This window comes from Winogradskyella aurantia, from assembly GCF_002266855.1.
Taxonomy (GTDB): Bacteria; Bacteroidota; Bacteroidia; order Flavobacteriales; family Flavobacteriaceae; genus Winogradskyella; species Winogradskyella aurantia.
The window spans coordinates 700,088-713,022 of sequence record NZ_NGJN01000001.1; the positions used below are offsets into that span (position 1 = coordinate 700,088).

A 12,935-nucleotide genomic window follows, 5' to 3' on the forward strand; every position below is an offset into this window, starting at 1 on the left:
TAAAATCGCACATTCCTTATCTTTACAACTTAATCCATTTAGGTCCATGAGCAAAGAAAGTAAACGTTTAGAGGCGTTGGTGTACCACGCTAAGCCCACTCCTGGTAAAATAAAGGTCATACCCTCTAAAAAGTACGCATCCCAACGCGATTTATCCTTGGCCTATTCTCCTGGTGTTGCTGAACCCTGTTTAGAAATTGAGAAGGATATTAATAATGTTTATAAATATACAGCTAAAGGAAATCTGGTGGCTGTTATCTCTAACGGAACAGCGGTTTTAGGTTTAGGAAACATTGGTCCGGAAGCGTCTAAACCAGTAATGGAAGGGAAAGGCTTATTGTTTAAAATTTTTGCAGATATAGATGTATTTGATATTGAGGTCGATACCGAGGATGTAGATGCTTTTATAGAAACAGTTAAAAACATTGCACCAACTTTTGGAGGGATAAACCTTGAAGATATTAAGGCACCTGAAGCCTTTGAAATTGAACGGCGCTTAAAAGAGGAGTTAGATATACCTGTTATGCACGACGATCAACACGGAACTGCAATCATTTCGGCGGCAGCCTTGTTAAATGCCTTAGAGTTGGCAGAAAAGAAGATTGCAGACGTTAGAATTGTGGTAAGTGGTGCTGGTGCCGCAGCTATTTCCTGTACCAGATTATATCAGGCTTTTGGAGCTAAACCTGAAAATATTGTCATGTTGGACAGTAAAGGGGTTATTAGAAGCAATAGACCTGATCTTACGTCTCAAAAGGCAGAATTTGCCACACACAGGGCAATTGATACTCTAGATGAAGCTATGGTTAATGCAGACGTTTTTATCGGATTGTCAATGGCAAATATCGTAACTCCCGAGATGCTAAGGTCAATGGCAAAAGACCCAATTGTTTTTGCTATGGCCAACCCAGATCCTGAAATAAATTATAGGTTGGCCATAGAAACGAGAGATGATATCATTATGGCCACTGGACGAAGTGATCATCCAAACCAAGTAAATAATGTACTTGGCTTTCCATTTATTTTCAGAGGAGCCTTAGATGTTAGGGCTACAAAAATAAATGAAGAAATGAAAATGGCGGCGGTTAGGGCCCTATCAAATTTAGCAAAGGAACCAGTTCCAGAACAAGTTAATATTGCATACGGTGAAACCCGTCTTTCCTTTGGGCGAGACTATATTATTCCTAAACCCTTCGATCCAAGGTTAATTGCAGAAATTCCACCAGCAGTTGCTAAAGCTGCTATGGAAAGTGGCGTGGCAAAAGAGCCTATTGAAGATTGGGACCGGTACAAAAATAACCTGTTAGACCGTTTAGGTTCTGATAACAAGTTGGTCAGGTTACTTTTAAACAGAGCTAGAACGAATCCTAAACGTGTGGTTTTTGCAGAGGCAGATCAACTTAGTGTCCTGAAAGCTGCTCAAATCGCTTACGATGAGGGTGTGGCTATTCCTATTCTTTTGGGAAGGCAAGAGGTGATTCGTGATTTAATGAATGAGATTGATTTTGATGCCGAAATTCAAATTATTGATCCTAAGGCAGATGAGCAAACGGAACGAAAAAACAGATATGCAGATGCCTATTGGGAAAAACACCAACGAGATGGTGTTACCCAGTATTCAGCAAGAAAAATAATGCGAGAGCGTAATTATTTTGCGGCTATGATGGTGAACGAAGGAGATGCAGATGCCCTCATCACAGGGTATTCTCGCAGTTATCCAAGTGTGGTAAAGCCTATGTTACAGCTCATAGGTATGGCTAAAGGTGTAACCCGCGTAGCAACAACCAACGTAATGATGACGCAACGGGGTCCATTATTTTTAAGTGATACGGCAATTAACATCAATCCAACGGCGGAAGATTTGGCGCGCATTGCTTATATGACTTCAAGGGTTTGTAAGTTGTTTGGTGTTGACCCGGTTATTGCCATGACCTCCTATTCTAATTTTGGCTCTTCGGACCACCCAAATGCCAAGAAGGCAAACAGAGCCGTGAAAATTTTACACGAGACCTATCCAGAAATGGTAGTAGATGGTGAGGTGCAAACGGATTTCGCACTCAATCCAGGAATGCTCCAAGATAAATTTCCTTTTTCAAAGTTAGCAGGGCGGAAAGTGAACACCTTGATCTTTCCAAATTTGGATGCAGCAAATATTACGTATAAGTTGCTTAAAGAGCTCAATAAAGCAGAGTCAATAGGTCCTATTATGATTGGCATGAATAAACCAGTACATATTTTGCAATTAGATGCGAGTGTAGATGAGATGGTAAACATGGTAGCGGTTGCAGTTATCGATGCCCAAGAGCGCGAAAAACGGCAGCAAAAAGCGTAAAGTCTATCTGCTATTTAGGGACTTGAAATGTAAATTATTTTATTACATTTGGGTCTTTAACCTTAGAACTAACTAAAATGCTAACTTCAATCTTTAAGTATTTAAGGATTTTCAAGATAGGCGTTCGTTTTTCTTGGTTTAATCTAAGTTGATAGCAAAAATTATATGATTACACACTTAGAGGGTAGATTAGTTGAAAAAAACCCTACTGATATTGTTATAGACTGCAACGGCGTAGGTTATTTCATAAATATATCACTGCACACATTTTCTCAAATTCCCGACGGGGAAAATATCAAGTTATATACCTATTTGCAGGTGCGTGAAGACGCCCACAGTTTGTACGGATTTTCTTCAAAAGTAGAGCGGGAAATCTTTAAATTATTAATTTCCGTAAGTGGTATCGGAGCTAATACAGCAAGAACAATGTTATCTTCATTAACTCCAGACCAGGTTAAGGAGGGTATAGCTAGTGAAGACGTGGCTTTAATTCAGAGCGTTAAAGGTATTGGAGCAAAAACTGCGCAACGTGTTATCATTGATTTGAAGGATAAAGTGTTAAAAGTTTATGGCATGGACGAACTTTCTCTTATACCGAACAATACGCATAAGGATGAAGCGTTATCTGCATTAGAAGTTTTAGGATTTAACAAAAAACAATCAGAAAAAGTTATAGATAGAATTTTAAAAACCCAACCAGATGCACTAGTAGAGCAAATTATAAAGGAAGCTCTAAAAAACTTGTAATGCGATTGAATCATACTAACTATAATCACAACAAATCACATAGTTTTTATTGCCTTATAGTTCTTATCATGCTATGTGGCTTGGGTGGGGGTGCGCAAGAAAATGAAGGAGAAGCCCAAGATTCTACCAAAACCACCTTTGCTTTCGGTAAGCTTCAAATGCCCAACCCTAATAGTATCGTATCAAAATACACTTATGATCCTATTTTAGACCGTTATATTTATACTGAGAAAATAGGTAACTTTAATGTTAATTTCCCACTAATTTTAACACCAGAGGAGTTTAGAAAACTTGTCCTTGAGGAAAAACTCAAGGAGTATTACAAAAGAATGGCAGATGCTGTGGCCGGTCAAAAGGATGGCACAGATGAAGACCAGAAAAATTTGCTACCTGAATTTTATGTTAACTCAGGTCTTTTTGAAACTATTTTTGGCGGCAATACAATCAATGTTATCCCACAAGGTTCCGTGGAAGTAGATTTGGGAGTTTTATTTTCTAGACAAGATAATCCGGCATTTTCGCCCAGAAACCGAACCAACTTTACATTTGATTTTGATCAAAGAATAAGCTTGAGTTTATTAGGTAAAGTGGGTACACGCTTACAGGTAACTGCTAATTACGATACAGAGTCCACATTCGATTTTCAGAATCTAGTAAAGCTTGAATACACACCAACAGAAGATGATATTGTAAGAAAGATTGAAGTAGGTAATGTGAACATGCCACTGAATAGCTCGTTGATTACTGGTGCCCAGAGCCTATTCGGTGTGAAGACCGAGTTACAATTTGGAAAAACCAGGGTAACAGCTGTTTTTTCAGAACAGCAATCCCAGTCTCGATCAGTAGTCGCTCAAGGTGGAGGAACACTTGAAGAGTTTGAATTCTTTGCTAGAGACTATGATGAAAACCGTCACTTTTTTTTAGCCCAATATTTTGAGGATAATTATGATAAGGCACTACTGCAATATCCATTTATAGACAACCAGGGATTGCAAATCACTAGAGTAGAGGTTTGGGTGACCAACAGAAATAATCAGACCGAAAATATAAGAAACATAGTAGCGTTTCAGGATTTAGGAGAATCAGATCCTACACCTGATAAGGTTAGCCTTCCTTTTGATGATGCAGGTAATTTAATACCTGGGTTTCCTGCAAATTTTTTCAATGTAGGACCCAATGCATTCCCAGATAACGGCAATAATGATTTAGATCCGACAACAATTGGTTCAACCTCAATTTTAAACGACAATATCCGTGATATTACAAATGTTGAAGCCGGAATTTCAGTCACTGCAAATGAAGGTTTTGATTATGGTAAAATGGAAGGTGCAAGAAAGCTTATTGAAGGACAAGATTATTTTTTAAGTACGGATTTAGGTTATATTTCTCTGAATCAAAGGTTACTCAATGACGAAGTACTGGCGGTGGCCTATCAATTTACAGTGGGAGGTCAAGTCTATCAAGTAGGTGAATTTGCAAATGACGGTGTTGATGCTACACAAGTAGGTGAAGGAAATAATGGCAACCAGGTAATCAATAATCAAAGTTTGGTTTTAAAGATGTTGAAAAGTGCGGTAACTGCCGTTGATCAGCCTATTTGGAATTTGATGATGAAGAATATTTATGATACCGGAGCCTTTCAATTGAGCCAAGAGGATTTTAGACTTAATATTTTTTATACAGAAGCTTCAGCTTTAAACTATATCACGCCAGTAGAGGGAACGTCCTTCCCAATATACGACAATAACACACCTAATAACCCTAATGACGATTCACAGATTCAAGAGACACCATTAATACGGTTGTTCCATTTAGATAGGTTGAATTTTAATAACGACCCGCAGGAACGCGGTGATGGTTTTTTTGATTTTGTTCCAGGGCGTACGGTTTTAGTTCAAAATGGAAAAATAATCTTTACCAAAACACAACCTTTTGGAAAATATTTATTTGACGTCTTGGATGATGAGAATAACCCAGGTGACTACGATCAAGATATATACGACAATCCAAATCAAGAAAAGTATGTTTATGATTTGTTGTATAAGTCCACTAAGACTCAAGCTCTAGAAGAATCTCAAAAAGATAAGTTCCAAATAAAGGGGCGGTTTAAAAGTAGCGGCGGTGATGGTGGTATTCCTATAGGAGCTTTTAATGTACCACGTGGCTCGGTCCGCGTTACTGCTGGTGGTAGATTGCTTGTTGAAGGTATAGATTACACTGTAAATTATCAGTTAGGTCGTGTGGAGATTCTCGACGAGGCTTTAAAAGCATCGAATACACCAATAAATGTATCTGTGGAGAACAATGCTGTTTTTGGGCAACAGACAAGGCGTTTTACGGGTATTAATGTTGAGCATCAGTTCAATGAAAATTTTGTTTTAGGTGCAACCTTATTAAATCTTAATGAGAGGCCCATAACACAAAAAGCCAATTTTGATACCGAACCTATAAACAATACCATCTTTGGGTTTAATGGAAATTATTCTACAGAAGTTCCTTTTTTGACCCGGCTTGCCAATAAACTACCAAATGTGGATACAGATGTGCCATCGAATGTATCTCTTAGGGGTGAGTTTGCCTATTTATTGCCAGGTGCGCCAAAAGGAACGGATTTCAATGGTGAAGCTACAGCCTATATCGATGACTTCGAGGGTACGCAAGGCGCCATAGACCTATTGAGTCCTTTATCTTGGTTTTTATCAAGTAGACCATCTGAATTACCAGGTGTAAGAGGAAGCAGTATCAATGGTCCTGAGAGTGGTTATGGTAGAGCGTTTTTGAACTGGTATACTATAGACCCAATTTTTTATAGTAATCAACGTCCAGATGGCATCACTGATGATGATGTATCAAATTTATATACTCGACGTGTTTTTATCGAAGAAATATTTCCACAGGTAGACATAGTGCAAGGCCAAACATCAGTAATTAATACCTTGGATTTGGTCTACTATCCATCGGAACGGGGACCTTACAATTTTGATCCATTAGCTACTTCTGACAATTTAAACCCCAATGAAAGCTGGGCAGGAATTTCAAGACAGATAACCTCAACCGATTTTGAACAAGCCAATGTGGAATATATAGAGTTTTGGTTACAAGACCCATTCTTGGATAATCCTTCCAATCCAGGAGGAAAGCTATTGGTCAACCTCGGTAACATTTCTGAAGATGTGCTCAGGGACGGTAAAAAACAATTTGAAAACGGATTACCAGAGGATGGGGATATAAGCGGATTAACACCTACGGATTTTGGTGGTGTTGTGCCTCAAAGCCAATCTTTAATTTACACCTTCGCAACCACAGGTGAGGAACGGGCTAATCAAGATGTGGGTCTTGATGGTTATGATGACACAGAAGAACTGGCGGCATTTGGAACCCAATTTGGTGAAGATCCTGCCAAGGATAATTATACCTATTATCTCAATACCGATGGTAATATTTTTGAGCGGTATAAAAGGTATAATGGTTTAGAGGGTAATACACCAGATATATTCACCGACACGAATAGAGGATCGACAACACAGCCCGATGTTGAAGACATCAACCGTGATAATACCATGAATACTATTGATAGCTACTTTGAATATGAAATTGACATCGATCAAACAAGTTTAAATATTAATAATCCTCAAATCAATGATATTAAAGTTGCTCAAGTCACACTCCCAAATGGAGATGAAAGGGATGTGACATGGTATCAATATAGAATACCGATAAATGAAGAGACTAGAAGAATTGGTGGCATTACAGATATTAGATCAGTAAGGTTTGCGCGTTTAGTATTGAGAGACTTCACGGAAAGTACGGTTTTGCGCTTTGCTAGCTTGGATTTAGTGCGTAGTGATTGGAGACGTTATACCCTAGACCTTGATAATGACCCCAATAATAACAGTCCAGATGCAGATTTCAACGTGGCTATTATAGGGGTTCAGGAAAATGATGGCAATTATGTGATTCCCCCTGGTGTAAGACGGGAAGAACTTAACAATAACAATAATATTATTAGACAAAATGAGCAATCCCTCGTTCTTCAAGCTTGTGATTTAGAACCAACAGACTCAAGAGGTGTTTTTAAGAATATAAATTTAGACATGCGCCAGTATAAGCGCTTGAGAATGTTTTTGCATGCGGAGGGCCTAGATGGAGCACCATTAGATCCAGGAGAGTTGGTTGGTTTTATTAGAATGGGGAATGACTTCAATCAAAATTTTTATCAAATAGAGGTTCCGTTATTACCAACAGATTTTGCGGACGGGAGTTTAGAGAGGCGTGTTTGGCCAGAACTCAATGAAATCGATATACCCTTGGAATTCTTACAAAAAATAAAAGCGTTAGGTATTTCCGCAGGTACTTTAGGTAATGATGTTCCGACATATTATAATGTAGTAGATGGTCAACTTAATGAAACGCCACTTGCAACGGGTAACGTACCATTTAACGATATACTTAGTAGCCCAAAACAGCAAAGAGTTGCCATACAAGGCAATCCCAACTTTGGAAATATCCGTGTATTGATGGTTGGAGTCAAAAACTCTGGTAGTTCCATCAATAATCCAACTGCTTGCGGAGAGGTTTGGTTCAATGAATTACGGATGTCTGACTTAGACAACGAAGGAGGTTGGGCTGCTGTGGTTAGTGTGGATTCCAATATTGCGGATTTTGCAGATGTTAGTGCAACAGGCCGACGCAGTACTACAGGCTTTGGAGGTATAGAGCAAAACCCAAACCAACGAAGTAGGGAAGATATACAGCAATACGATTTTGTGACCAATATTCAGTTGGGGCAGTTGCTTCCAAAAAAATGGGGTGTTCAGATTCCATTTAATTATGCGCAAAGCGAGGAACTGGTAACACCTCAATTTGACCAGTTTTATAATGATTTAACATTGGAATCAAGATTGGATGCCGCAGAAAGTCAAGAAGAAGAGGAGCGTATACGACGACAGTCAGAAAGTTATACTAAACGGAAAAGTATAAATTTTATCGGCGTAAGAAAACAAAAGACGGGCGATTCAAAAAGAAGAGTTTATGATGTTGAGAATTTGACGTTTAATTATTCCTACAATCAGGTAGAGCATCGCGATTTTGAAATAGAAGGGGCCTTGGATCAAAATATTAGAGCGGGCGTCAATTACAACTACGCCTTTGAACCTGCTAAAATAGAACCGTTCAAAAAGAACGACTCCCTATTTACGGGTGACTATTGGAAAATACTGAAAGACTTTAATTTTAATCTACTTCCTTCTAGTTTTTCGGTGAATACAGACATTAATAGACAATTTAGTAAACAAAAATTTAGAGAAGTTGAACTGGGCGGAGCTAATATCGGTATTGAAGAACTGTTTAGGCGAAATTACACCTTCGATTTTCAATACGTAATAAATTACAACTTAACAGATGCCCTAAGTTTAAATTTTACCGCTGCCAATACCAATATCGTAAGAAACTATTTTATAGATGATAGAATCAATGGTCGGCAAGACCCAGAGCTTGATGTTTGGGATGGCTTTTTTGATCTTGGAGATCCTAATTTCCAAACACAACAGCTACAGGTAAATTACGAACTCCCCCTTTATAAGATTCCAGCATTAGCATTTTTAAGAACTACATATGTTTATAACGGTGCGTTTCAATGGCAGAAGGGGTCTGATTTAAATGAAAATTTGGTAACGGATTTGGGAACTTTTAATCTCGGTCATACCATCCAAAATTCCAACACGCACAATATCAATACTACCCTGAATATGGAAACCTTTTACAGGTACATTGGGTTCGTAAAAAAGGGTAACCCAAGGATGAGGAGTAGAAGAACAACCACGACGAATGCAAATAAAAAGGCATCTGCAGAAGGTGCTGCAGACGAAAACAAGGACCCTAACAAATTAAGTACAGGGAATAAAGCTTACAATACACTTGTAGATATCGTCACCATGGTAAAACGTATTCAATTTAATTACACAGAAAACAATGGTACATTTCTACCGGGCTACTTACCAACCCCTGGCTTTATAGGGACATTAAGGCCTACGTTAGGTTATACTTTTGGAAGTCAAAGTGACATTAGGGATATTGTTGCTCGCAATGGCTGGCTTACTGTCTTTCCGGAGTTTAATCAACAGTATACCGAGGTTACTAATAAGACATTGGATTATTCCATGAATTTAGAACCCATGCGAGACCTAAAGATTGATCTTATAGGTAACCGGACCTTTGCCGAAAACTTGAATCAAAATTTTAGAGGATTAGATAATAATGGTGACAATTTAAGTGATGAATACGAAGATCTAATTACTAATTCTTTTGGCAATTTCAATATATCTACAGCTTTAATTAGAACGGCATTCAGCAGGAGTGATGAAACTCAATCTGTCGCCTTTGACGATTTTAGATCAAACCGTTTAATAATTGCCAATAGGTTGGCAAGAGCGTTTTATGGCACCAACAACTTTGCCACAGATGCTGAGGGCTATCCACTTGGATTTGGGAAAAATAGCCAAAGGGTATTATTACCGGCATTCTTGGCAGCTTATCAAGGCAGTGATGCAGAGAGCATAAGCACTAGCGCATTTAGAGACGTGCCCATACCAAATTGGCAAATTAAGTATACGGGTTTAATGCGTATCCCCTGGTTCAAAAAAACCTTTAGGCGTTTTTCTGTGCAACACGGTTATCGGTCTAGGTATACAATCAACCAGTTTAGAAATAACCTAGATTTAGATGAAGACCTTTTAAACACTGGCCAACCCTATGAGAACCAGCCAGACGAGGTTTTAGATCAGGCGGGTAATTTTAAGAATGCAACACTTTTTAGCAATATTAATTTAGAAGAACAGTTTAGCCCGCTTATCCGTTTGGAATTTGAACTTAAAAATTCATTGAAAGTATTGGCAGAAGTTAAAACCGATAGACTTCTCTCCTTGAGTTTTGATAACAATTTATTAACCGAAATACAAGGCGAGGAATATACACTTGGCTTAGGCTATAGAGTTAAGGATTTACGGATTCGTTCTAAATTAGCCGGTGCAAAGCAAATTATTAAAAGTGATTTGAATATGCGTGCAGATATATCCGTGAGGGATAACAAAACCATTATTAGATATTTAGATATAGAAAATAATCAAGTTACTGCCGGCCAAACAATCTGGAATGCAAAGTTTACCGCAGATTATGCCTTTAGTAAAAACCTAACAGCTATTTTCTATTTCGACTATACCTTCTCAGATTTCGCAATATCAACCTCCTTTCCACAAACATCACTGCGTTCTGGTATTACCTTACGGTATAATTTTGGTAATTAATTTTGAATTCGAGCAATTAAAAAATTACTTTTGCTTTGTTAATATTTTACAACTTAAAAGATGAATATACCATCAGAATTAAAATACACCAAAGACCACGAATGGGTAAAAATTGAAGGTGATGTAGCCATAGTTGGAATCACTGATTTTGCTCAGGGTGAATTAGGAGACATAGTGTATGTTGAGGTTGATACCTTAGATGAAACATTGCAAGTGGAAGAAGTTTTTGGAACAGTTGAAGCCGTGAAAACAGTTTCAGATTTATTTTTGCCCCTATCGGGTGAGATTATTGAATTCAATGAGAGTTTGGAGGATGAACCTGAAAAAGTAAACCAAGATCCTTATGGTGATGGATGGATGATTAAGCTGAAATTTAGTGATGAAGCTGAATTAGACAACTTACTCTCTGCCGAGGATTACAAAGCTCTCGTAAGTGCTTAAAAAACTACTACTGCTAGCGTCAATGATTTATACAGCGGCACTAGTATTGGTTACTTTAATTGATTTAGAAGATATCCCCAGTTTGGGTTCCTCTTTGGATGATAAGATATATCATTTATTGGCATACGTAGTACTTGCCTTTTTATGGATGTCTTATGCAAGGGCGTTTAAGTCTAAGGAAATCACTGCCATTATTTTCATTGCGCTTTTGTTATTTGGTGTATTTCTAGAGCTTGTTCAACATCAAATTAATGCTAATAGAACATATGATATTATAGATTTACTCTCTAATTGTTTGGGCGTTGCTCTTGGCACATTTATTGCTAGAATATTAAATGTCTTTAAGTTAAATATCTTTAAAGCCTTGCTTTTTTTATTTTTTATTAATTAAATTAGCGCAGCTAGAAATAACACAAAATTATGGAACCTAAAAAGAATCCGAAGTCCGATGTAAGCCGCAATAGCTCAATATATTTCGCAGTAGGTTTAGCATTAATGCTCGCAGTTACATATTTATCGATTAATTACAAAACATACGATAAAAGTGATATTGCATTAGATTCCCTTAACCTAGACGATGAGTTGGAGGAGGAAGTGCCAATAACAGAACAAATAATAACACCGCCACCGCCACCGCCACCACCACCAGCGGCGCCAGAAGTTATTGAAGTGGTTGAGGATGAGGAAGAAGTGGAAGAAACGGTAATTGAGTCTACTGAAACTGAAATGGAGGCAGAAATTGTTGAAGTTGAGGATGTAGCAGTGGAAGAAGTGGAAGAGGATATCGAGGTGCCATTCTCAGTAATTGAAAATGTTCCTATCTTTCCGGGTTGTGAAAAGGAGAAAGGGAATGCCGCCAAAAAGAAATGTATGTCTGAGCAAGTCGCCAAATTTGTTAATAAAAAATTTAATGTAGACTTGGCGAGTGATCTAGGTTTACCTCCTGGGAAAAAGCGTATTTTTGTTTCGTTTAAAATAGATAAAAACGGAAATATTACCGGGGTAGGAGCTAGAGGCCCTCATCCAGGTTTAGAAAAAGAGGCAAAAAGGGTTATTAGTCTTCTGCCTAAAATGAAACCAGGTAAGCAAAGGGGTAAGGCTGTAATTGTTCCTTATTCATTGCCAATTGTTTTCCAAGTACAAGATTAATAAACAAGGTAACTTTTAAATAATTAAAATCCCATTCAATATAAATTGGACGGGATTTTTGCTTTGGTATGTTTCTTGTGTCCTTGTCATAATATTAACATTTTAAATAGATATTATGAAAACGTCTAAAAAGAAATTAGGTAGTGCTGGTCAGAGCACTACCCAGGTAAAGAAAACACACAAGCATGATGTAAATTTACAAAAAAACTCAAGTCTCTATTTTCAAATAGGTTTGATACTTTGTTTGTTGGCGACTTATGGATTGTTTGAAATGCAATTTGAGAAAACTAAAATTATTCCAGAAACCAGCGAACCAGGGGATGTTGCTATAATTGATATTGCGCCTATTTACAATGTGGAAAAAGCGTCTCAAAAAAAGGAAAAACAAAAAATTGAGCGCAGTACAAAATTGATAGATAAGTTAGTGGAGGTGGAGCATACCAAAACATTGATTGAATCCAATATCTTAACCCCAGATGAATCAGAATCAAATGTTCAACCGATAGACCCTAGCAGTCTTCCAGATGAAGATAACCCAGACGAGTCTGACATAGTTGTTCCGGTTGTTGCCGTAGAGCTTGTACCTGTTTTTCCCGGTTGCGAAAAGTACGATACAAATGATCAGCGAAAAAAATGTCTATCAAAAGAAATAGGGAAATTGGTCAACAAAAAATTTAATCCCAATATAGGTTCTGAGTACGGAATTACTGGAAAACAAAAAATCCAGACACAATTTACCATTGACAAGCATGGTAACGTTACGGATGTTAAGATAAGAGCTCCGCACCCAGCTCTAGAGGAAGAGGCATTGCGTGTTATCGGTAAAATTCCTAAAATGAAGCCAGGCTACCAACAAGATAAACCGGTTGGCGTAATATATAGTCTACCCATAACATTTTACGTTACCAATTGATTCTGAATTAAAATAATTGAATAAACCGTTATAACCCCAATAACGGTTTTTT

The 12,935-nt window shown here is 37.8% G+C and carries 7 protein-coding genes; all 7 read left to right on the top strand.

Annotation, left to right across the window (positions count from 1 at the left end; genetic code table 11):
- The first annotated feature begins 46 nt into the window (after positions 1 to 46).
- The 7 genes from CA834_RS03150 (at position 47) to CA834_RS03180 (ending at position 12,883) form a co-directional block, all read left to right on the top strand.
- A complete protein-coding gene (locus tag CA834_RS03150) occupies positions 47 to 2,332 on the top strand; it encodes an NADP-dependent malic enzyme (RefSeq protein WP_094967194.1) in 2,286 nt (761 codons plus the stop codon).
- Positions 2,333 to 2,497: 165 nt separating this feature from the next.
- Entirely contained in the window at positions 2,498 to 3,079 is a 582-nt protein-coding gene (ruvA, locus tag CA834_RS03155; protein WP_094967195.1) for a Holliday junction branch migration protein RuvA, read from the top strand.
- A gap of 5 nt (positions 3,080 to 3,084) precedes the next feature.
- Positions 3,085 to 10,380 (top strand): T9SS outer membrane translocon Sov/SprA, encoded by a 7,296-nt coding sequence (gene sov / locus CA834_RS03160; protein WP_449441471.1) that lies wholly within the window; start codon positions 3,085 to 3,087, stop codon positions 10,378 to 10,380.
- Positions 10,381 to 10,440: 60 nt separating this feature from the next.
- Entirely contained in the window at positions 10,441 to 10,821 is a 381-nt protein-coding gene (gene gcvH, locus CA834_RS03165) for a glycine cleavage system protein GcvH (RefSeq protein ID WP_094967197.1), read from the top strand.
- Positions 10,814 to 11,212 carry a VanZ family protein gene (locus CA834_RS03170; RefSeq protein WP_133085445.1) on the top strand — a complete coding sequence of 133 codons (399 nt, stop codon included), beginning with the start codon at positions 10,814 to 10,816 and terminating at the stop codon, positions 11,210 to 11,212. Before gcvH ends, CA834_RS03170 begins: the two co-directional genes overlap by 8 nt.
- Positions 11,213 to 11,241: 29 nt before the next feature.
- Positions 11,242 to 11,970 (top strand): energy transducer TonB, encoded by a 729-nt coding sequence (locus CA834_RS03175; protein ID WP_094967199.1) that lies wholly within the window; start codon positions 11,242 to 11,244, stop codon positions 11,968 to 11,970.
- 115 nt (positions 11,971 to 12,085) lie between these two features.
- A complete protein-coding gene (locus CA834_RS03180) occupies positions 12,086 to 12,883 on the top strand; it encodes an energy transducer TonB (protein ID WP_094967200.1) in 798 nt (265 codons plus the stop codon).
- Positions 12,884 to 12,935 lie beyond the last annotated feature (52 nt).